Raw genomic sequence first — 23,306 nt, 5'->3', positions numbered from 1 at the left:
CATATTACCGAAGCTATGGACTTGTAAAAGTGGTAGGGGAGCATTGTAGTGTCGTCGAAGGTGTGCTGTGAGGCATGCTGGAGAAGCTACAAAAGAAAATGTAGGCATAAGTAACGATAATGCGGGCGAGAAACCCGCACACCGAAAGACTAAGGTTTCCTCAGCTATGCTAATCAGCTGAGGGTTAGTCGGGACCTAACGCGAACCCGAAAGGGGTAGTGGATGGACAACAGGTTAATATTCCTGTACCTGCTCACACTAAAAGTGACGGAGGCGAAAAGTTAGTGCGTACTGACGGAATAGTACGTTGAAGCGAGTAGTAATACCGCGATAGTACACTGAGACTACGGTCAAGGTGATAATCTAGCAAATCGACTTCCAAGAAAAGCGAGTGAAGCAGCCCGTACCCTAAACCGACACAGGTAGTTGGGATGAGAATTCTAAGGTGCTCGAGAGATTCATGGCTAAGGAACTAGGCAAAATCGACGCGTAACTTCGGGAGAAGCGTCGCCTTCCTTCGGGAAGGCCGCAGTGAAAAAGTCCAGGCGACTGTTTATCAAAAACACAGGGCTCTGCTAAATCGAAAGATGATGTATAGGGCCTGACACCTGCCCGGTGCTGGAAGGTTAAGTGGAGGGTTTAGAAGTTTACTTCGAAGATCTCAAATGAAGCCCCAGTAAACGGCGGCCGTAACTATAACGGTCCTAAGGTAGCGAAATTCCTTGTCGGGTAAGTTCCGACCTGCACGAATGGTGTAACGATCTGGACACTGTCTCAGCCATGAGCTCGGTGAAATTGTAGTATCGGTGAAGATGCCGATTACCCGCTGTGGGACGAAAAGACCCCGTGCACCTTTACTATAGCTTAGTATTGGTTTTGGATAAGTAATGTGTAGGATAGGTGGGAGACTTCGATCGTGCGTCGCTAGGCGTACGTTAGTCATTGTTGAAATACCACCCTTTGCTTATCTAGAGTCTAACTTTCAAAGAAAGGACAGTGCTTGGTGGGTAGTTTGACTGGGGTGGTCGCCTCCAAAAGAGTAACGGAGGCTTCTAAAGGTTCCCTCAGCACGCTTGGTAACCGTGCGTAGAGTGCAATGGCATAAGGGAGCTTGACTGAGAGACATACAGGTCGATCAGGTACGAAAGTAGAGCATAGTGATCCGGTGGTTCCGTATGGAAGGGCCATCGCTCAAAGGATAAAAGGTACGCCGGGGATAACAGGCTGATCTCCCCCAAGAGCTCATATCGACGGGGGGGTTTGGCACCTCGATGTCGGCTCGTCACATCCTGGGGCTGGAGAAGGTCCCAAGGGTTGGGCTGTTCGCCCATTAAAGTGGCACGCGAGCTGGGTTCAGAACGTCGTGAGACAGTTCGGTCTCTATCTACAGTGGGCGTTAGAAATTTGAGTGGATCTGACTCTAGTACGAGAGGACCGAGTTGGACGAACCTCTGGTGTACCTGTTGTTCCGCCAGGAGCATTGCAGGGTAGCTACGTTCGGAAGGGATAAGCGCTGAAAGCATATAAGCGCGAAACCCACCACAAGATGAGATTTCTTTAAAGGGTCGTGGAAGATTACCACGTTGATAGGCTATAGGTGTAAAGGCAGTAATGTCATAGCCGAGTAGTACTAATAACCCATAGGCTTATTGTCACTTCGACTTCGCTCGACAACCAGTAATGGTTAACGAGCGAGTCAGTTTTTTTATAAAGTATACGTTACAATACATATCATGTCTTTTTTTCAATATGTCAACAATATTAGTGTTGATTATTTATAACAACCCAAGTTCTGATCAAAGTCAGAATAAAAATTTAAGGTGGTTATAGCGACGGGGCTCACCTCTAACCATTCCGAACAGAGTAGTTAAGCCCGTTTGCGCCGATGGTACTGCTTTACTGTGGAAGAGTAGGTCGCCGCCTTTTTTAAGAACCCTTACTAGATATTCTAGTAAGGGTTTTTTTCGTTTTATCACTTTTTTTATATGTCCAAGTGATTATTTGAAATAGAAAATCAAATCTAGAAATGTGTTTTCTATAATATTTACAAGGTTACATATATAGATTGTCTTCAAAATACCAATAGTACACTTTTCTTAGGCTTATCATCTTAACATTATTGAATTTGTTAAGTGAAATGCTAATGTGTTTTTTGCTAAATTGTGCATGAAGAGAGTTAACTAGGTAAAAAAAATCTACTTATTGTTTAGTAGCTAAAGAGAGTAGAGCGTTTGTTGGTCCATGGAACCACGGATTTAATGAATTGGTCTAACACCTCACTTACAAAAAAGACAACGTTTTACTTTTTCTTCTTGAATATGCTATCTAAAATGGTATTGATACCGATAAATAGAAACGCAATTGCAGCAATGCAAAGTATAAAGGCAATAATAAGTAGTGGAATGTAAAGTGGCTTTTCACTATTGTCTAAGGCTAAATGTACCAAGGTAGGACCTAAAAACATAAGACCTAAGCAGATCGCTAAACGTTTTATGCCTTTGGTTAAGATATCTTTGTCTGTTCTATTATTGTCTTCCATGGGTGATACTATTTCTTACATTTTTGTATTTACTTAATAAAATTGTAGCTTCTGTTTCTGAAATATTTAATTCATCCATAATCATTTTTACAGCTCTGTGGACTAACTTGTCGTTACTGAGTTGCATATCTACCATTTTATTACCCTTTACTTTTCCAAGTTGAATCATAGTGGTGGTCGTAATCATGTTGAGAACTAGTTTTTGAGCTGTTCCAGCTTTCATTCTTGAACTTCCGGTTAAAAATTCTGGACCAACGATGACTTCAATAGGAAATCTTGCTGTTAAAGATAAAGGGCTATTTTGATTACACGTTATACAACCCGTTATGATATTATGTTCGTTGCATTTTGCTAATGCACTAATTACATATGGTGTCGTTCCGGAAGCTGCGATACCTATAACAACATCTTTATCTGAAATGTTGTATTCTTGTAAGTCCAACCAGCCTTGTGTCATTGAATCTTCTGCATTTTCTACAGCTTTTCTAATGGCATTATCACCACCTGCTATTAAACCAATAACTAAATCGTGAGTAACTCCAAAAGTGGGTGGACATTCTGAAGCATCTAAAATACCAAGTCTACCGCTAGTTCCTGCTCCTATGTAAAATAGTCGTCCACTATTTTTTAGTTTTGGAACAACTTGCTCAATAAGAGATTCAATTTGTGGTAACGCTTTTTCTACGGCTAAAGAAACTGTTTTATCTTCTTTATTTATAGAATTTATAATCTCGTTAATGGACATATTTTCGAGATTGTTATAGTTAGAGTCTTGCTCTGTTGTTTTTATAAAAGTCATGCCCTAAAGGTAAGAAATTATTTTAGCGGATGGGTTGCATTAGCGGTAGTAACGGCATCCTTTTTGTAAAATTTAATTTATTTAGGTTATTGACGAATAATTGAAAGTTTAAATGTTCTAAAGAATTTATAGGCGTTTTAACAAAAAGATATAGTGGATGACGCGACCCACTTTTTTGTGGGTAATGCCCAAATGATAAAACTATTCAACTGTATAAATTAATTCATCAACTTCTGACAATCTAAAATAACCATAAGGAAAGTTTTCTGGATTTGTAGTATTTATGCAATTACCACGAACCGTAGCTGGTTGTGTTTCAAAAGGACCACCACCAGAATCACCGCCTTGTTGCAAAAGAATAAACATAAAATCATAGAATTGGCTAGATACACCGTAGCTTCTTATGGTAACACTATCTCCAGATTCTAAGTCTTCTTCTGTATAAAATCCGAAAATTTCATTTCCGTCGGTAAAGGTATCGTCGTATACAGATAGGGATGGAACGACTGGAATATCACTAATAAATTCGAAAAAATAGTAATTGCTTATTCCCGATGGATCAGTATAAAAGGCTTTAAGCTCTATATCGTCACCTGAAAAACCTCCTTCATTGTTTTGTTCTATATAATCAATAGGAACCACAGATGTTAGGGTTTCTGAAGCTGTATAAATATCTCCTTCATAGTTTATGACTAAAGTATAGTCATCATCTATAATAGGAATGAACGTGTTGTTAGTGTAAATACCAGTATTATCAGTTTCTATAAAATTGAATGTATTTCCAGCTGTATCTGAAATCTGAATTATAGCACCATTAGCAGGCGGAATTGTATCTTCGAAGAATGGAGCAGATAAAGTTAATTTTATACTTTGTTCGTTTCCTGATGTATTTTTAAAATAATTTATGGATGCTTCAATGACCAATTTTGGTTCGGCATCATTTAAATCAACATCAATAACATCTTCACAATTGGTGAAAAGTGCTAATATGAAACTTATATATATTAATTTTTTCATGATTTAAAATTTGAAATTATATGAGAACGATGGTACGATTCCGAAAATAGCCAAACGTGTAGCTTCATTATTTCCTGTGTTTCTATTTTCGCTAAACGAAATACTTGCTGCATTTTTTCGGTTGTACACATTATATATTCCGAAGACCCATTCTCCTTTAAAGTTTTTTGTGCTTTCTGGGTTTGGATTATAATTTACGGCTACATCTAAACGATGGTAAGATGGAAGCCTACTTGAATTTCTTGCTTCATAATTCGGAATTATAATATCGTTGTATTGATATTGACCGTTTGGAAACGTTGTGGGTTGCCCTGTTTGAAAAATAAGATTAGAACTGAAGGACCACTTTTTGCTTAATTCGTAACTTCCTGTTAGTGAAATGTCATGTGTTTTGTCGTGTGGAGTATTATACCATTCTCCATTATTGATTCCGGTTTCAATAGCCGTTCGTCCTGGTGTTCTTTGTTCTGATTTTGAAAGAGTATAGGCCAACCAACCTGTAAATTTGCCTTCATTTTTTTTGAAAAGGACCTCTAAACCATAGGCTCTTCCTTCACCATTTAATATAACTTGTTCTATGGCATTGTTGGCAATTAAATCTGCACCGTCAATATAATCGATTCGGTTTTGAATAGTTTTATAAAAACTTTCAACTTCTAAAGAATACGCATTGTTTTTAAATGTTTTAAAATATCCAATAGCAACCTGATCTAATAATTGTGGTTTTATATATTTTCCACTTGGTGTCCAAACATCTAAAGGTGTTGGTGAGCTTGTATTAGACAGTAAATGTAAATATTGGCTCATGCGATTGTAACTTCCTTTTACAGAAGAATTATCATTTAACTGATAAGCAATTGCTAATCGAGGTTCCAAGTTAGCAAAAGATTCAATAATATCGCTTCTAGTATAAGTGGTTGTACCATTTGGTTCTGCTTTTTCATAAATACCAATAGACTCATTAAATGTTAGTGGACTATTATTTTCGTAACTATTTAATTCATCTTGACCTAATCTATGGAACACACTTAAACGTGCACCATAACTAACGGATAAATTATCGCTCAATTTATGTTCAGCATCAATATATACGGCATTTTCCAAAGCATATTTATCTGTAAGCTTAAAAGGATTTATCCCAGAATCACTGTCAATAGGACTTATATCTCCAGGATTAAATTTATAATACATACTATTTAAACCATATTCTAGCTTAAAGCTATTGCTTATATAATGTTTAAAGTCGTATTTAAGGTTGATGTTTTTTATGCCAGAAATCCAGTCGAATCCAACAAAACCTAGTTGAAGTCCATAGTAATAGTCAGAATAAATAAACGATAGGTTAGAAAATATTTTGTCAGAAAATAGGTGGTTCCATCTAAAATTTAATACTGAATTCCCAAATGAATTTTCAAAACTATCAGCAATTTTAAATACATCTCTACCAAAATAACCAGACAAGTAGATATTGTTATTTTCATTTATATTATAACTTAGTTTTGTATTTAAATCATAGAAATAAGCGACATTATCTAAATCAAAAAGCGGTAAAAAAAGATGAGCATAGCTGCTACGACCTCCAATTAGAAACGATCCTTTATCTTTTGTAATTGGACCTTCGGCCAATAATCTACTTGAAATTAGTCCGATACCACCATTCATGTGAAACGATTTACTATTACCTTCTTTTTGATAGATATCTAAAACAGAAGCTACACGACCTCCATATTTCGATGGAATTCCTCCTTTGTATAATTTAATATCTTTTATAGCATCAGGATTAAAAACAGAAAAGAAACCAAAAAGGTGCGATGAATTAAAAATTGTTGCTTCATCTAACAGAATTAGATTTTGATCTGCAGCTCCTCCTCGTACGTTAAAACCAGAAGAGCCTTCTCCTGCATTTGTAACGCCTGGAAGAAGTGTAATAGATTTTATAACATCTACTTCACCTAAAACTACAGGCATATTCTTTATCGTTTTTATAGACAAAGTATTGACACTCATTTGCGGATTTTTAATGTTTAATTTTTCAATATTTTCTGTAAGAAGTACTTCATCTAAGCTTTCAGCAGCTTCTTCCAGTTTAAAGTTTTTGGACAAGTTATCATTAAGAACGATGGTTTCAGAAAGGGTTTTAAAACCTAAATAACTAACTTGAACAACATAAGTTCCTGCTGGTAATGTAATAGAGTAGAAGCCATATTCATTTGAAACGGTTCCAGTTTGCTGATCTGGTAATATAATATTAACTCCAATGAGTGTTTCATTACTTTGATTATCTGATACAGTTCCACTTAAAGTAAATTTATCTTGTGCTTGAAGGCCTAAAGTGTTCAATAAAAAGAAGATAAAAAATCCCCTCAGAAGTATTACCATAGTTGATGTTTTAATTGCTTGAAGTAATAATTGATAGTTTTGTTTCACCAAATGTAATTTAAATTAAACAAAAAAAGCTTCCCGAAGGAAGCTTTTTAACATAACATTAATCTAATGTTATTATGAATTTATAATAGCATTAAAAGAATCACTTGGTCGCATTGCTTTAGTAATCAAATCTTCGTTTGGTAGATAGTACCCTTCGATATTTACAGGCTCTCCTTGGCAATCTATAAGTTCTTTTACTATAGTGTCTTCATTTGATGAAAGAGCATTGAAAAGAGGTGTAAATTCCGCTTTTAACGCTTCATCTTTATCTTGGTTTGCAAGTGCTTCAGCCCAATAAAGTGCTAAGTAAAAATGGCTTCCTCTGTTGTCTAATTCATTAACTTTTCTTGAAGGTCCTTTTCTGTTTTCTAACAATTTATCCGAAGCATCATCTAAAGTCTTACCTAAAATACTAGCTTTTTTATTAGAGTTTACTATAGAAAAATGCTCTAAAGAAACGGCTAATGCTAAAAATTCACCTAAAGAATCCCAACGTAAGTGGTCTTCTGCTAGGAATTGTTGTACATGCTTAGGTGCAGATCCACCAGCTCCTGTTTCAAATAATCCACCACCATTCATTAAAGGAACAATAGATAACATTTTTGCACTTGTACCAACTTCTAAAATTGGGAATAAATCAGTTAAGTAGTCTCTAAGAACATTTCCAGTTACAGAAATGGTGTCTTTGCCTTCTTTAAGTCGTTTTAAAGTGAAATTAGTAGCATCAACTAAAGAAAGAATTCTAATATCTAAACCTTCAGTATCATGATCTTTAAGATATGTATTTACCTTTTTTATTAATTCAGCATCATGTGCTCTTTTCTTATCTAACCAGAACACAGCAGGAGTTTGAGAAGCTCTTGCTCTTGTAACGGCAAGTTTTACCCAGTCTTGGATTGGTGCATCTTTAGCTTGACACATTCTCCAGATATCACCTTCTTCAACTTTATGACTTAAAAGAACATTACCATTAGCATCTATAACATCAACTTTTCCTTTTGAAGCAATTTCGAAAGTTTTATCATGAGAACCATATTCTTCAGCTTTTTGAGCCATCAATCCTACGTTAGGAACAGTACCCATGGTTGTTGGGTCAAATGCTCCATGTTTTTTACAAAAATCAATAGTTGCACTATAAACACCAGCATAACTACTATCTGGAATTACTGCTTTTGTATCTTGTTGTTTTCCTTCAGCATTCCACATCTGACCAGAAGTCCTAATCATTGCAGGCATAGATGCATCAATAATAACATCACTTGGAACGTGAAGATTTGTAATTCCTCTTTCAGAATTTACCATCGCTAAATCTGCGCCATGATTAAGTTCAAAACGAATATCTTCTCTTATTGCATCACGTTTTTCTTCTGGAAGTTCACTTAATTTCTCTAATAAGTTTCCAAATCCATTGTTAACGTCTACACCAATTTTATCGAAAGTTTTTCCATGTTTATCAAACAAGTCCTTAAAGAACACACGTACAGCGTGACCAAAAATGATTGGATCAGAAACTTTCATCATTGTTGCTTTCATATGTAAAGAAAACAATACACTTTTATCTAAAGCGTCTTCAACTTGTTCTTCTAAAAACTCTAACAATAGTTTTTTGCTCATTATCGTTGCATCGATAATTTCACCTTTTAATAAACCTAAGTCACTTTTTAAGTTTGTTTTATTTCCTTTAGTATCGGTATGTACGATGTTTATTGTAGTAGCCTCTTCTAACGTCACTGATTTCTCATTGTGTGCAAAATCACCTTTTGTCATAGTTGATACATGCGTTTTAGAATTTGGCGACCAAGCTCCCATACTATGTGGATTTTTCTTCGCGTAATTCTTAACTGCTTTTGGTGCACGTCTATCTGAATTACCTTCTCTAAGGACAGGGTTTACAGCACTTCCTTTAATTTTATCATAACGGGATTTAATTTCTTTTTCCGTATCATTTTTTGGTTCCTCCGGATAATTAGGAATTTTAAATCCTTTAGCTTGTAATTCTTCAATGGCAGCTATAAGTTGTGGAACTGACGCACTAATATTTGGTAACTTTATAATATTAGCTTCTGGCTGTTTTGCCAATTCACCTAATTCTGCTAGTGCATCTGAAACCTTTTGATCATCTGTTAAAAAGTCTGGAAATACAGCTAAAATTCTAGCTGCTAATGATATATCTTTTGTCTCTATAACAATACCTGAAGATTTCGTAAATGCTTCAACAATCGGTAAAAATGAACGCGTTGCTAAAGCTGGTGCTTCATCCGTTTTTGTATAAACAATCTTTGCTGTTTTTGTCATATGTCTTGTAAATAAAATGAATAAAATTTGGCTCGAAATTGAGCTGTGCAAATATACGAAAACGTTTGATTTTTATAGGTATAAGATTACAACTAAACCGTTATAATTTTTAAGAAATTAATACTTAAAATTTTTATTTAGACTTTTATCTTAATATTAAAGCTATTTAATAAACCAGAAATGTTTTCTTTTGAAAATGAAGCCTGTTTAATTTGATTTAAAGACGGATTAATATTGAAATTATATGCTGTCGTAAATTCAGAATATTCTAAGTTAGTTTTGTCAAAAGTGGATAGATGTAAATCACAATCCTTAAATTCACAAGATTTTGCTTCGGTTTCGGTAAAATCTACTTGATGCATTATGCATTTTGAGAACTTGGTATGATTTATTTTTAATTGATAAAAACTACTGAAATTCAACGTACAATCTGAAAACTTGAAAGTCAATAAAAAGGTATTACAATTTTGAAATTGTACACCCAAAATTTTACATCCCTTAAAATTTACATCATTAAACGAGGTATGCATCACATTAATATTACTAAAATTACAATCTATAAAATCGCATTCTAAAAAAGTTATATTGGAAAGATCTGAATTTTCGAAATTACAATTGTTAAATGTACAGTCTATGTATTCCGCTTTAGGCAACGGATTTGTTGTATAGTCTATAGTGGTATAATCTTGTTGCTCTATTAGAGGTAGATTCATTTTACAAGAATACGAAAGATATTGGTTAAATTAAAAGAGATATTGTATTGTGAAGTGTTATTTGTCCTATTCTAATTTAGGAAGTAATTATCGATATGAAGTTGTTTCTAGAATAATGATATTATAAAATAAAAAGCCATATCACTCAGAAATAATCTGTGTTGACATGGCTTTCATAGAAACAGTACTAACGTTGACCTATTTAGTTTTAACTAACTCGGTTGTTTGGCAGATGCCATCATCCTTTTCGGTTCAAGTGTTTCCGTTTCAATTCGAAACATTTCATATCTTTCAAAATGTATTGACCTGATATTACTATGCTTCTTAGGTTTGTTTTCCTTGATGTTTTTCCTATAATCTTCAAATAAATGAACGTTAGGTCTAGAACATTGCTCGTCTTTTTTTCGTGTTCACTTTCGATACCACTACTTCTTCGGAGCTTTTCACTTTACTAAGTTAACCTACCAAGTATATTAAGTTAATAAAGTTTCATGATTGTTTCACAAACACTTACATACATAAGTTGCTATACAACCTCAAAAAACAACCTCAATACATAAAGAACGAATCTTTAGTAACAAATTAACATTAATTTGAAATAGAATTCAAAACCAAACAAGGTTTGTTGTTAATTGTTTCACTAAATTAAGTAAATATTTTGAGTCCTGGTGTTTTTTAACATTTTAGATATCAACACTTTATGAACTAGAATTATTAACAATTGTTAATAACCAAAAAAGCCTTCTTTATCAGAAGGCTTTTTATTGTAATATATAAGTTGGAATTATCTTCTAACTTCTTTGATTCTTGCTTTTTTACCAGTAAGACCTCTAAAGTAGAATATTCTAGCTCTACGTACTTTACCACGTTTGTTAACTTCTACTTTTTGTAAAGCTGGTAAGTTAACTGGGAAGATACGCTCTACGCCAATTGTTCCTGACATTTTACGGATGGTAAACGTTTCAGAAGATCCACTTCCTTTACGTTGTAATACAACACCTCTAAAAAACTGAGTACGTACTTTTTCACCTTCTCTAATTTCGTAGTATACTGTGATTGTATCACCAGCACTAAATTCTGGAAAGTCTTTACGAGTTACAAATTCGTCTTGTACAAATTTTACTAAATCCATTTTGTTTTATTTATAATAGTTAATTCAAAGCAACATTCACGATTCTCGCCAGAGGTTGGTCTAAATTGGTTTGCAAAAGTAGTACTTTTTTGGTTATTAACAACACTTGTATGTGAAATTTTATTTTTGATGCTTTTTAGAATAATTCCTTCTAAATGACGCTAAACCTAGTTTAAGGTTTTATTTTTTTTTGAAAATTCCGTTAAGCCTAAAATTAGTAAGCCTACTGCAAATATTGAGTAAGATAGATTTTGAACTATTGACAAAACTCCTTGAGTAATTAATAACGATTCTATACCATTCCTACCAGCAAAAACATTAATAAATAAACTAACTATATAAGTTATTACAACAAGTAGGTAACCACTAAAAATTAACCAAGTAGCTATTGTTTTTTTCTTTATGAATATAACAATTGTAGCAACAAATACAATGAGAGTTGAAAAAGCACCAATAATCTGACCTATTGTAAAAAGAATTTCCGTAGAATTATTCATTGTTTATTGCGTTAAAGTATCTAGTTAAAGGAATTTGAGCTTTAAAATTCATAGATGCTTAATCCTCGAGTAAATCTGGTCGTCTTTCTTGAGTTCTTTTATAGGCTTGTTCTTCTCGCCATTTTTCAATTTTCCCAAAGTTGCCACTGAATAATACTTCTGGAACTTTCATGCCATCATATTCTCTAGGTTTGGTATAAATTGGTGGTGCCAACAAATTATCTTGAAATGAATCCGTTAGGGCAGAGGTTTCATTTCCTAAAACTCCAGGAATTAATCGGATAACAGCATCACATAAAACGGCAGCTCCTAATTCACCTCCGGACAACACATAATCTCCAATGGATATTTCGCGTGTAATAAATCTATCACGCACGCGTTGATCGACACCTTTGTAATGTCCACACAAAATAATAATGTTTTCTTTTAAAGATGTTTGGTTAGCAATACTTTGGTTTAGTTGCTCTCCATCTGGTGTCATATATATAAGTTCGTCGTAATGACGCTCTTTTTGTAATTTAGAAATACACTTATCAATTGGTTCTATGGTCATTACCATGCCTGCACCTCCTCCAAATTGTGTGTCATCAACAGATTTATAGCCACCTGTTGCGTAATCTCTTAAATTATGACAGTGGACTTCTACTAAACCAGCTTCAATAGCTCGTTTTAAAATTGACGCTTCAAACGGACTTTTTAAAAGTTCTGGTAGTACGGTTATAATGTCTATGCGCATGGCTTGTTTTAATTGAGTGCGAAGGTATAAATAATTGATGTGATTTTAAGATATGTAATTATAGAGATTAATTAATGAATCTTTATAATTAATAATGTAGGGTTTTTTATTGTGTTTTAAGGGTATTGCTTATTCTTAGTCCGAAATCGCTCACCTTGTTCCAATCTGTATATTCTATGGGTAAATCTGAATTTGTTGGCCCATGTGTTAGTTTCATGATTAACTTAATCATAATTCTGTCTAGTATGGGATATGACTTATAGTCTAATTTTCCTGCAAAGACTTCTAGCAAATCAGGTTTCCAAGGCGTCTGTTTTAGAAATTTAATCAGGTATGGATTTGTGTCAGCAGAATTTTTATCTTCTTTTCTTGCGACAAGATTTACTGAGAAAAAAGCGGTTGTTATTTTATTGAGAGCAATGATGTTGGTCTGAATAAAATCATATACGCTTTTATTGTGTTTTCCATACCGAATGCTAGCTCCAAGAATTAAGGTGTTGAATTCTGAGATATCACTATTAAAATCATTGATGGCGTAAAGCTCAGTTTTAATTTGTTTATCATTAAAAAAAGCATTTAATTTTTCGCAGATCTTTTTGGTTTGTCCATCTATAGAAGAATAAATTATTCCGATTTTTTGTCCCATAATTGTTGCTTTCAATACGTGTTTCTCCTATTTTAATACAATACCAGTAAAGATACTTATAGCCTCCTATTGTCTATTATAAAGATAATGATTTTTTGTGCGCGTCTTAAAATTATTCTTCAAGAATTGTTAATCTCTTATTATCCAAATTATTAATTTCAAGAATAAGAGAACCCTTCTATATATGCTTTAATTAGAAGCATAAAAAAATCCGTAATTTTTAATTACGGATTTATATAAGTATAAGCTAATAGTCTTTTTAAGACTTATGCTTATTTAATTCATCTTGTAACTGACGTCTTACTTTTTGCTCGCGTTCTAAAGCGTTACGTCTGTGCTCTTCAAATTCTGTTTCTACCTCTTGTAGTTTGTGTTTAGCTTCACGAGTTGAAGAGTTACTACCTTTAAATTTATAGATAAAAAATAATAAAAAGGCTAATAAAGCAGCTATAATAGACCACATAATAACATTGTAATTGGTCTTACTAGTCTGCATCCCTAATAATGCCATATTATTTTTTTCAGAGTCTGTCTGTTCTAAGTTACTTTCCGTATTTGCAAGTTTCGTTTTTAAATCTTCAATTTCTTTAATTTGATTTCCTACTACTTTTTCAGAGTTTTCTAAATCAGCGTAGGTTGTTTTTAAAGAATCTAGAACATGAGATTTTAAATCTAAAAGCCACGCATATTTCACAGCTTTATAATTCTGTCCATTGGTGCCTTTAAAATTGCCGGATTTTTGAAATACATATTCAAACTGGCTATCAATAGTACCACTATTAAGAGATAATTTATCTTCTTCGTCAGTATCAGTTTGTGCTATTACTGTTTGAAAACTAAATGTAACTAAAAGAATTACAATAACTTTGGTTAAGAACTTCATCTTAGAGGTAATTTTTGGTTGTGTTAGATTAATTGATTGCCAAGATAATAATTTTATGAGGATTTCATAAACAAATTTCCAAACAAATAGCCTTAGTTTTTACTAAGGCAATTTATATACGCTAGAAGTTTTGTTTTAGATGTTGACTTTTTAAGCTATCACTTGAATTGGGAATGAAACTCTACATAAGTAGTTTAAAATCAATCGACTTAATAACAAAAAAATCTTGCCATACGACAAGATTTTTCCTTTTTCCTTTTCAAAATGGTCTAATAATAAGCATAGCGTCTTACCTTAGAAATATACTTAGCTAAACGAATAACTTGTTGGCTATAGCCATATTCATTATCGTACCATATATATAGTATAGCATTTTTTCCATCTTTTCTAACGATGGTTGCTTTACTATCATAAATAGCGGGTGCTGAACTTCCAATAATATCGCTAGATACTAATTCGTCACTCATTTCGTATTTAATCTGTTCTACTAAATCACCTTCTAATGCATACTTTTTCATAATTGTATTTATACTGGCAACGGTAGTTTTAGTTTCTAATTCTAAATTTAGAATTGCTAGAGATCCATTAGGTACAGGAACTCTAATCGCATTAGAGGTTAACTTCCCTTCCAAAGTAGGTAAAGCTTTGCTTACTGCTTTGCCAGCACCAGTTTCTGTAATTACCATATTTAAAGCCGCAGCACGTCCACGTCTGTATTTACTATGGAAATTATCTACTAAATTTTGGTCGTTAGTATATGCATGGATTGTTTCCAAATGCCCTGTTGTAATTCCAAAAGAATCTTCACATGCTTTTAAAATTGGGGTAATCGCATTTGTTGTACATGATGCCGCAGAGAAGATATTTACCTTATCCGGATTGTGTTCTAAATGATTAACACCGTGCACAATATTAGGAATACCTTTACCAGGAGCAGTTAATAAAACTTTATCTACACCCTTTGATTTTAGATGTCTGCTCAGTGCTTCCTTATCTCTAAATGCACCAGTGTTGTCTATAACTAAAGCGTTATTTATGCCATACGATGTGTAATCAATATCCTCTGGAGCATTTGCGGAAATAACATTTACAGTTGTACCATTTATAATTAATGCAGAGTTTTTAACATCGATACTCACCATTCCTGAGAAATCTCCATGTACAGAATCGTTTCTTAATAAGGAAGCGCGTTTTTCTAAAACTGTTTCAGTTATTTCTCCTCTTGTAACAATAGCTCTTAATCGTAATTGCGTACCTTTTCCTGTTCGTGTCATTAATTCACGTGCCACTAAACGTCCAATTCTTCCGAAACCATAAAGGATCACATCTTTAGGCTCAATGGCTTTGTTGTCTTTAGCTTTTCCTAATTTAGAAGCTACAAAAGCAGTAGCGTTGCCATATTTTTGATCTTCTAAATGAAATTCATAAGTTAATTTTCCGATGTCTAATTTAGCAGGTGGGATGTTTAAAGTACTTATGGCTTGTGCAATTTCAACCGAATCAAAAATTGAGATTGGTTTCTGAACAAATTCGCCTGCGTACTCATGTAAGTTTAGAATTTCGCTCACATTTCTATCAATTAATTGATTTCTAAATATGACAAGCTCAATAGATTTATCATACCATAAATCGCTAATGATTTTAATGAATTCGACAGTTGCTCTGCGACGATCGGCTTGAAACGCTAACTCTTTTTCGTAAGTATCGTTAAATCCCATGTTTTTTTAGTTAAATTGATGTTTAATTTTTGCAAAAATAGCATATTTCAAACGTTTTCGTAACAACTTTTACCAAAAATAAAAACCCTTCAAAAAATAGGATTTTGAAGGGTTTAATTCAACTAATTAATCGTGAATTTATCTAAAACTATGAACGACTTTTTCACCTTGATTATTTATGATTTCAATTTGAAGTGGCTCTCTTAAATTTCTTGCTTTCATTGCATTTTGAGCATCTTCAACGGTATAAAGTTTTTTACCATTTATTTTGGTAACAATACTACCTTCTTCAACACCAACACGATTCCAACCGGCTTTATAATTGTCATCAGCAAATTTTGAAATTTTAACACCATATTCTGCGTTATAATTTTTTAATTCTTTTTTTGAGGCATTTTTTACAAAACCGATAGTTTGAATTACCGTAATTGTCGGTTTTAGTAAAGTGACTGGCAATACTTCTTCATGTCCGTCTCTTAATAGGGTGACATCAACTACATCTTCAGGACTTTTAGTTTTTAAATAGCCCGTTAAATCTGAAAACTTATTGATGCGAACATTATCGATTTTATTAATTATATCACCAGGTTTTATACCTGCTTTTTCCGCTCCTGTATCTTCTTGTACTTCGCTAACATAAAAACCTTCGGTAGTAGTTATGCCAAATTCTTTCGCAGCTTCACTATTTAGAGCTCCTCCAGAGACACCAAGAATACCATTTTGTACATTACCGTATTCCATAATGTCATTCACTATTTTTCGGGCAATATTACTTGGTACAGCAAATGAATAGCCTATATAAGAACCCGTTTGAGAAGATATAGCTGTGTTAATGCCTATTAAATCTCCATTTACATTTACCAATGCTCCACCAGAGTTTCCTGGATTTACAGCAGCATCAGTTTGTATAAATGATTGTGAGTGTTGTCCGGATAAATCTCTAGATTTTGCGCTAATAATTCCTGCGGTTACAGTAGAATTTAAGTTGAAGGGATTTCCAACGGCCAAAACCCATTCACCAACTTTAGCATTATCAGAATCACCAAAAGCCATAAAAGGTAGGTCTTCATCAGTTTCAATTTTTAATAAAGCAATATCAGTTGTTTCATCTGTGCCAATTAATTCTGCGATATAAGATTTGTTATTATTTAAGGTAATACTAATTTCGTTAGCGTTTTTAATCACGTGATTGTTAGTTACAATATAACCAGATGGAGAAATAACAACTCCACTACCAGTTCCAACTTGCGCACGTTGCGACTGACGACCAAAGAACAAATCTTGCATTGAGGTTGGTGAACTCACTATCGATGTGTTTTTTACATGGACAACAGCATCCAAAGATTTATCAGCAGCTTCCACAAAATTTGGTGTACTTACCATCTTATTATATGTGTTTGTAGTATTTGTAGGGACAAACACAGGGAATTCAGATGATTGTTCAACGGTTAAAGGTTGTGTATCATTCTCAACAAAAAGTTTATAACCACCTAAAGTCAATAGACCACCTAATGCAGAAACAAATATCAATGTTATTATCTTCTTCATAATTTTCAGATTTAAGTTTTACTATTTTAAAATTATTTTTCTTTCAACTAACGATTAAAATTAGAAATTTATTGAACTCATTTTTCAATTTAACGACTTTTTAACGTCAAATTTAACGCCTTATTAACACCGCAAAATACAGTCTAATATTCTTATATTTGCTCCATAATTAAGACTATGACATTTTATAAATATCAAGGAACAGGTAACGATTTTGTAATTGTAGATAATCGTTTACAAACTATAAACAAAAATGATACCAAGCGTATAGCGACTATTTGCGACAGACGTTTTGGCATAGGAGCCGATGGTTTTATTCTGTTAGAAACTGATGAAAAAGTAGATTTTAAAATGGTCTATTACAATGCAGACGGTAACGAGAGCACGATGTGTGGTAATGGTGGACGTTGTATTGTGGCCTTTGCTAAGTTTTTAAATATCATTGAAAACGAAACTGAATTTATAGCCATTGATGGGCTGCATAAAGCCAAAATTGAAAACGGTTTGGTGCATCTTCAAATGCAAGATGTTTCTGAAATTGAAACTTTTGATAAGCATTTATTTTTAGATACAGGCTCTCCACATCATGTAGAACTTGTTTCAGATTTAAAGGATTTTGATGTCAAAGTCAATGGATCAAGAATTAGGAATGGTGAACCTTACAATGCTGCAGGTAGTAATGTTAATTTTGTAGAACAATTATCTACAGAAAATTTCGCTGTTAGAACTTACGAACGTGGAGTAGAGGATGAAACGCTATCGTGCGGGACAGGTGTTACAGCGGTTGCTATTGCCATGCATGCAAGTGGGAAAACTCAAAATGAAAAAATAAGTTTACAGACACAAGGAGGGGAACTCAACGTTACTTTTAAAAGTGATGGTAGCGGTTACAATAATATTTGGCTAGTTGGACCAGCTCAGCAAGTTTTTAAAGGAGAAATTGAATGGTAAGTCTCAAAGGAAATCATATCTATTTAAGAGCTTTAGAGCCTGAAGATCTAGATTTTGTGTATACTATTGAAAACGATACGACGCTTTGGGAATTAAGTGATACCCAAACACCTTATTCAAGATTTTTAATTAAACAGTATCTTGAAAATGCTCAGCAAGATATTTATGAAGCGAAACAACTTCGGTTAGCCATTTGCGATGCTAATGACTTTACTATTGGTTTGATTGATGTGTTTGATTTTGATGTTAAAAATAAAAGAGCTGGTATCGGAATTCTTATTCAAGATGAGGAAAATAGACATCGAGGTTACGGAAAGGAAGCGCTACAATTATTAGTGGATTATTGTTTTGAAACATTGCTTTTACATCAGGTTTATGCTAATATTTCTGAACAAAATCAAGCGAGTTTAAAACTCTTTGAAACTAATGGTTTTCAAAAAATAGGATTAAAAAAAGATTGGAGTTTCGATGGTAAAACTTATGCCAACGAATTTATTTTACAACGAATTAACGATTAACTATGTATATTAAAAAGATTCTTTGGGCTGTAGCTCTTATTGGTTTATTAGTCTGTGGAGTATTTGCGTATTATATATACGGAACGATGTTTTCACCGAACACCAATTTTGAGAATGACGAGGCCTATATTTATGTGCCAACTAATGCATCATATACCGAAGTAAGATCTCAACTAGAGCCATTACTAAATGATATGGATGCGTTTGATGCCTTAGCACAGCAAAAAAAATACACTACCAATATTAAGGCAGGTCGATATGTCATTTCTAAAGGCATGAATAATAATGAAATTATTAATTCAATTCGAAGTAAGAATCTTCCAGTCAAAATAGCATTTAACAATCAGCATAGTATAAAAGATTTGGCAGGACGAATAAGTATGCAGATTGAAGCTGATAGTTTAACCTTAGAAAAAGTGATGTTAGATGACACTTTTTTAACTAAAAATGGTTTCAATAAAGCTACGGCTCTTGGAATGTACTTACCAAATAGCTATGAATTTTTCTGGAATACATCAGCCGAAGCATTTAGAGATAAAATGTTAGTTGAATACAATCGGTTTTGGACGGACGCTAGAAAAGCAAAAGCTGAAAAATTAAATTTAACTCCTAATGAAGTTATAACATTAGCATCAATAGTACATGAAGAATCCAAACAAGCAGACGAGCAACCAAGAGTTGCAGGTGTGTATTTAAATCGCTTACGAATAGGCATGCCCTTACAAGCAGATCCGACTTTAAAATTTGCAGCCTATCAGTTACCGCAATACCAAAACACAATTATTAGGCGTGTTTTAAATATTCATAAAGACATTAGCTCACCTTATAATACGTATCAAAATACGGGTTTACCTCCAGGACTTATTGCCATGCCAGATTTATCTGCCATTAAAGCCGTTTTAAATCCGGAATCACATAGTTACCTTTATTTTGCTGCAGATGCTAAACGTATCGGTTACCATAAGTTTGCAAAATCATTAGGGCAGCATAACAATAATGCCAGAGAATATCATAGATACTTATCGTCTCAAGGTATTAATAAATAAGGTTTGAAGCGCACTTTTGTTTATATACTAGGTTTTTTTTTAGCAAGTGCTTCGCTCTTTTCACAATCTAAATTCGATCAGTTTTTAAAACCTAGCGATACTTTAAACATCTCACTAAGAAATACTGTTGTGGTAACAGAGGCTGCATTGGCGACAACCACATTAATTGGGTTAAATCAATTATGGTACGCTGATTATCCACGTTCTAATTTTAAAACATTAAACGATAGTGGAGAATGGTTACAGATGGATAAAATGGGTCATGTGTTTTCGTCATATCAATTAGGTAGACTAGGTGCAAACACATTACATTGGGCAGGAGTGAGTAAAAAAGATCAATTGCTTTATGGTTCTACTTTAGGTTTTGGATTTTTAACTGCCGTGGAAATTATGGATGGTTTTTCTGAGGAGTGGGGATTTTCGTGGTCAGATATGGCAGCCAATGCTACAGGAACAGGATTGCATGTTGGACAAGAATTACTTTGGGAAGAACAACGGATTGTATTAAAGTATTCATTTCATAGAACACAATACGCAAAGCAACGACCAAATAAGTTGGGTAGTGGTTTGGCAGAAGAGTTTTTAAAAGATTATAATGGACAAACGTATTGGTTAAGCGCTAATATCAATTCATTTTTAAAAACCGAATCAATTCCCATTTGGTTGAATTTAGCTTTTGGGTATGGAGCAGAAGGCATGCTAACTGGCGATGCCTATGATCCTCTATTTTTAAATCAAAACAGAACACGTCAATACTACCTAAGTTTAGATATTGATTTAACCCGAATTAAAACAAATTCTCACTTCTTAAAAACAGTATTTGACGTTTTCAACGTTATTAAGGTACCATTTCCAACATTAGAACTGAATGGCAATGGTCGTGTAAAATGGCACTATATCTACTTTTAGGTGGATAAACAAGCACTTAATCGGTTGATTTTCAGTTATTGTAAAAATGTTGTATATTTGCACGCGAATTTTGTATGATAGTTTGGGGAAACTATTTTACTGTAAAAATTTAGCTGTTATGATTAAAAGTAGCGTTAAGAATATAGTAATACCATTTTCAATTTGTATACTTATGGCATTAGCCTTGTATCCAGATTCTTCTCTTAATCCTGATACGTATTCAACGAAAGGATTAGAGCTTGATTATAATATTTCTGAAGAATTAGGGATGGTTTCTCAAGACCATACCGTGAAGTACAATTTGTTTACACCACATTTAGGTAAATCTTTTGAAGGATTTAAAGAGGCATTAGCTTTTAAAGAATCTAGAGGAAACTATTTTACGGTAAATACTTTAGGATATTTAGGTAAATATCAATTTGGTACTGAAACCTTAAAATTAATTGGTATTTATACTCCGAATCAATTTTTATACAATCCAGAATTACAAGAGAAAGCATTTATTGCAAATGCAGAGCGCAATAAATGGGTGCTTAGAAAAGATATTAAGCGCTTTGAAGGCCAAAAAATTGCAGGTGTAAAAATCACCGAATCTGGTATTTTAGCTGCTGCACATCTAGCAGGTCCTGGTAATGTTAAGAAGTTTTTACGTAGCTATGGTGTTAATAACCTTTCTGACGCTTATGGTTCTTCTGTAAAGTATTATATGAAAAAGTTTTCAGGTTATGATACCTCTATGATTACTCCAGATAAAAAGGCTAGAGTAACACTCTAACCTTTCTTTTAATTTTTCTGAATAATAAATATTGCAGGTCTCTTGTGAAGATCTTCCTTATTATGCTTCCAATCATTAACCGTCATTGTTTTAATAAACTCTGTTGGTAAAGTTAAATCACAAGCCACACAAAGTCTAGTGTTTGGATGTAGTACATTGATTAAATCTTCAAGCATTTTCATATTCCTATAGGGTGTTTCAATAAAAATTTGTGCCTGATTTAATTCTAACGACAAACGTTCTAATGTCTTTAATTTAGACTTTCGTTCAGATTTGTCAATAGGTAAATAACCATTAAACGTAAAACTTTGTCCATTCATTCCAGAAGCCATTAAGGCCAATAATATAGACGAAGGACCAACAAGTGGCACCACTCTAATATCCATCTGGTGTGCTAAAGCCGCGATATCAGCGCCAGGATCTGCAATTGCTGGACAGCCAGCTTCTGAGAGTAAACCGATAGAAACCCCTTCTAAACAAGGATTTAAAAAGGTATTGCGTTCTGCTTCTGTAGTGTATTTATTAAGTACCTGTAGCTTTAATGATGGTTGTGATTTTCCTGGTGAAATACGTTTTATAAAACGGCGTGCCGTCTTTTCGTTTTCAACAATGTAATAATCAAGATCCTCAACTATTTTTTTTATAGAAATTGGTAAAACCTCAAGAGGTGGATTATCACCTAATCGTGTAGGTATGAGGTATAGTTTTCCTTTGGTATTGCTCATTAATGTATTACTAGTTTATGTGTGCTTTGTTTTCCGTTTTCAATATTTATTTTTAAAATATAAATACCGTTAGATAATTTGGTTGTGTTTATAGTTTGAATAGTTTCGGTAGTCCGATTAATTGACTTTATCTTTTTACCCTGTATATCGTAAATAGCTATTTTGGTTAAGGCATTTGTATTGTTATTTGAACCAAAATTGATATGAATGACGTTATTCGTTGGGTTGGGGTAGACTGTTATTGCTGATAATAAATGATCATTATTGCTTAGAGTTGTGTCTGTAAGTTTATAAATATGACCTCCTGCAAGGTCTGAAACATAAATATCTCCATTCACATCTTCTCCGAATGCAGACCATTGTCCAGAAAATTGCTGAAATGTTCTACTCCAAACGTCATTAGCTTCATCGTAAACCAAATATCCGATTTCTTGACTACATAAGTCTGCAAAGAAATACCAACCATACAAATTAGGATAAGTAGTTGCTCTGTATCTATAACCTCCGGTAATTGAGCATTTAGGATCACCATCTCCAAAATGGCTATAACCATTAATAGGAAACGTATATGTGCTCTGATCTGCACAACCAGACGTGTCATAAGAATTATTACCTTCGTAGCATTTCCAACCGTAGTTTAGTCCTGTTGCTGCATCTTCAGCGGAAACTCTATTGATTTCCTCGTAAGTACCTTGACCAACATCAGCAATCCATTGATCTCCATTAAGACGGTCAAAAGAAAATCTCCAAGGATTTCTAAGTCCGTAAGCCCAAATTTCGGGTAAAGCATCAGAATCATCAACAAACGGATTATCGGAAGGAATGCTGTAGTTTTCAGTTTCAGTTGGAATATCAATATTTAACCTTAATATTTTTCCTAAAAAGCTTAATTTATTTTGTGCTCGATTTTGAGGATCTCCACTAGAACCTCCATCCCCAGAAGATGTATATAAGTATCCATCGGTGCCAAATGCTAAATCTCCACCATTATGATTGGAATACGGCTGATCGTAAGAAAGTATTATAAGTTCAGAATCGGGATCGGCTATTTCTGGGTTGGTGGCATCCATTGTAAATCTAGAAATTACAGTGTCTCCAGAGTTATTAATATAGTTGACGAAAAAGTAACCGTTGTTTGCATAATCGGGATGAAAGGCTAGACCTAAAAGACCTCTTTCGTTTCCCGAATTTATTACAAGACTATTAATATCTAAGAAAGGTGTCGTTTGTAAGGTGCCTGAATTATCAATTATTTTTATAACACCAGCTTGTTCTACGATAAACAACCTATCATCACCTGCGTGTTTAATGCTAACCGGTTTGCTTAAATTAGAAGTGATCAGTTCTAACTCTAATTCTTGAGCATATGTATATTGAAAAAATATGAAGGCTGTAAAAAAAAGTGTTATAGTCGTTTTCATAATTTACGGAG

Annotated in this window: 20 protein-coding genes and 2 rRNA genes (1 of these 22 only partly in view); 7 read left to right on the top strand and 15 right to left on the bottom strand. The window is 33.7% G+C overall.

The window, feature by feature from the left end; translation table 11 throughout:
- Together HM992_RS15000 and rrf are read left to right on the top strand one after the other, a co-directional pair.
- Positions 1–1,654: ribosomal RNA gene (locus HM992_RS15000) — 23S ribosomal RNA — on the top strand (it extends 1,172 nt beyond the left edge of the window).
- A 162-nt stretch (positions 1,655–1,816) separates the two neighbouring features.
- A 5S ribosomal RNA gene (gene rrf / locus HM992_RS14995) occupies positions 1,817–1,926 on the top strand.
- A gap of 373 nt (positions 1,927–2,299) precedes the next feature.
- Here rrf and HM992_RS14990 read toward each other — a convergent pair.
- The 13 genes from HM992_RS14990 to HM992_RS14930 form a co-directional block, all read right to left on the bottom strand.
- A complete protein-coding gene (locus tag HM992_RS14990; protein ID WP_178984294.1) occupies positions 2,300–2,539 on the bottom strand; it encodes a DUF6095 family protein in 240 nt (79 codons plus the stop codon).
- On the bottom strand, positions 2,526–3,338 hold the full coding sequence (murQ, locus tag HM992_RS14985) for an N-acetylmuramic acid 6-phosphate etherase (protein ID WP_179320256.1): 813 nt from the start codon (positions 3,336–3,338) through the stop codon (positions 2,526–2,528). Before murQ ends, HM992_RS14990 begins: the two co-directional genes overlap by 14 nt.
- Positions 3,339–3,539: 201 nt before the next feature.
- Positions 3,540–4,355 carry a DUF4249 domain-containing protein gene (locus tag HM992_RS14980; RefSeq protein ID WP_178985766.1) on the bottom strand — a complete coding sequence of 272 codons (816 nt, stop codon included), beginning with the start codon at positions 4,353–4,355 and terminating at the stop codon, positions 3,540–3,542.
- A 3-nt stretch (positions 4,356–4,358) separates the two neighbouring features.
- Complete coding sequence (locus HM992_RS14975) at positions 4,359–6,734, bottom strand: TonB-dependent receptor (protein WP_179320255.1); 2,376 nt, start codon at positions 6,732–6,734, stop codon at positions 4,359–4,361.
- A 120-nt stretch (positions 6,735–6,854) separates the two neighbouring features.
- Positions 6,855–9,077, bottom strand: coding sequence for an NADP-dependent isocitrate dehydrogenase (locus HM992_RS14970; protein ID WP_179320254.1), 2,223 nt, complete (start codon positions 9,075–9,077; stop codon positions 6,855–6,857).
- Between the two features lie 137 nt (positions 9,078–9,214).
- Positions 9,215–9,790, bottom strand: a complete 576-nt coding sequence (locus HM992_RS14965) for a pentapeptide repeat-containing protein (protein WP_179320253.1) — start codon at positions 9,788–9,790, stop codon at positions 9,215–9,217.
- Between the two features lie 784 nt (positions 9,791–10,574).
- Positions 10,575–10,922, bottom strand: coding sequence for a 50S ribosomal protein L19 (gene rplS / locus HM992_RS14960; protein ID WP_178985762.1), 348 nt, complete (start codon positions 10,920–10,922; stop codon positions 10,575–10,577).
- A gap of 167 nt (positions 10,923–11,089) precedes the next feature.
- Positions 11,090–11,419 carry a hypothetical protein gene (locus HM992_RS14955; RefSeq protein WP_178985761.1) on the bottom strand — a complete coding sequence of 110 codons (330 nt, stop codon included), beginning with the start codon at positions 11,417–11,419 and terminating at the stop codon, positions 11,090–11,092.
- A gap of 58 nt (positions 11,420–11,477) precedes the next feature.
- Positions 11,478–12,155 (bottom strand): tRNA (guanosine(37)-N1)-methyltransferase TrmD, encoded by a 678-nt coding sequence (trmD, locus tag HM992_RS14950; RefSeq protein WP_179320252.1) that lies wholly within the window; start codon positions 12,153–12,155, stop codon positions 11,478–11,480.
- Positions 12,156–12,261: 106 nt separating this feature from the next.
- On the bottom strand, positions 12,262–12,801 hold the full coding sequence (gene hemG, locus HM992_RS14945) for a menaquinone-dependent protoporphyrinogen IX dehydrogenase (RefSeq protein WP_179320251.1): 540 nt from the start codon (positions 12,799–12,801) through the stop codon (positions 12,262–12,264).
- A gap of 259 nt (positions 12,802–13,060) precedes the next feature.
- Entirely contained in the window at positions 13,061–13,684 is a 624-nt protein-coding gene (locus HM992_RS14940) for a tRNA (guanine-N1)-methyltransferase (RefSeq protein ID WP_179320250.1), read from the bottom strand.
- A gap of 269 nt (positions 13,685–13,953) precedes the next feature.
- A complete protein-coding gene (locus HM992_RS14935; RefSeq protein WP_178985757.1) occupies positions 13,954–15,402 on the bottom strand; it encodes a glyceraldehyde-3-phosphate dehydrogenase in 1,449 nt (482 codons plus the stop codon).
- Between the two features lie 138 nt (positions 15,403–15,540).
- Complete coding sequence (locus HM992_RS14930; RefSeq protein WP_179320249.1) at positions 15,541–16,950, bottom strand: trypsin-like peptidase domain-containing protein; 1,410 nt, start codon at positions 16,948–16,950, stop codon at positions 15,541–15,543.
- 177 nt (positions 16,951–17,127) lie between these two features.
- Here HM992_RS14930 and dapF point away from each other — a divergent pair, with 177 nt between their 5' ends.
- The 5 genes from dapF to HM992_RS14905 all read left to right on the top strand — a co-directional run bounded on the left by dapF (position 17,128) and on the right by HM992_RS14905 (position 21,149).
- Positions 17,128–17,901 carry a diaminopimelate epimerase gene (gene dapF, locus HM992_RS14925; RefSeq protein ID WP_179320248.1) on the top strand — a complete coding sequence of 258 codons (774 nt, stop codon included), beginning with the start codon at positions 17,128–17,130 and terminating at the stop codon, positions 17,899–17,901.
- Entirely contained in the window at positions 17,895–18,419 is a 525-nt protein-coding gene (locus HM992_RS14920; protein ID WP_179320247.1) for a GNAT family N-acetyltransferase, read from the top strand. The genes dapF and HM992_RS14920 overlap by 7 nt, the downstream gene beginning before the upstream one ends.
- 2 nt (positions 18,420–18,421) lie before the next feature.
- Positions 18,422–19,465, top strand: coding sequence for an endolytic transglycosylase MltG (mltG, locus tag HM992_RS14915; protein ID WP_179320246.1), 1,044 nt, complete (start codon positions 18,422–18,424; stop codon positions 19,463–19,465).
- A 3-nt stretch (positions 19,466–19,468) separates the two neighbouring features.
- Positions 19,469–20,374 carry a DUF2279 domain-containing protein gene (locus HM992_RS14910; RefSeq protein WP_179320245.1) on the top strand — a complete coding sequence of 302 codons (906 nt, stop codon included), beginning with the start codon at positions 19,469–19,471 and terminating at the stop codon, positions 20,372–20,374.
- Between the two features lie 118 nt (positions 20,375–20,492).
- Positions 20,493–21,149 carry a peptidoglycan-binding protein LysM gene (locus tag HM992_RS14905; protein ID WP_178985751.1) on the top strand — a complete coding sequence of 219 codons (657 nt, stop codon included), beginning with the start codon at positions 20,493–20,495 and terminating at the stop codon, positions 21,147–21,149.
- 8 nt (positions 21,150–21,157) lie between these two features.
- Here HM992_RS14905 and HM992_RS14900 read toward each other — a convergent pair whose 3' ends face one another.
- Both HM992_RS14900 and HM992_RS14895 read right to left on the bottom strand, forming a co-directional pair.
- Positions 21,158–21,874, bottom strand: a complete 717-nt coding sequence (locus HM992_RS14900) for an SAM-dependent methyltransferase (protein ID WP_178985750.1) — start codon at positions 21,872–21,874, stop codon at positions 21,158–21,160.
- Positions 21,874–23,295: a PQQ-dependent sugar dehydrogenase gene (locus HM992_RS14895; RefSeq protein ID WP_179320244.1), complete on the bottom strand. Its 1,422-nt coding sequence runs from the start codon at positions 23,293–23,295 to the stop codon at positions 21,874–21,876. Before HM992_RS14895 ends, HM992_RS14900 begins: the two co-directional genes overlap by 1 nt.
- Positions 23,296–23,306 lie beyond the last annotated feature (11 nt).

It is taken from the genome of Winogradskyella helgolandensis, assembly GCF_013404085.1.
Classification (GTDB): Bacteria; Bacteroidota; Bacteroidia; order Flavobacteriales; family Flavobacteriaceae; genus Winogradskyella; species Winogradskyella helgolandensis.
This window is presented reverse-complemented; position numbering and strand designations above follow the sequence as displayed.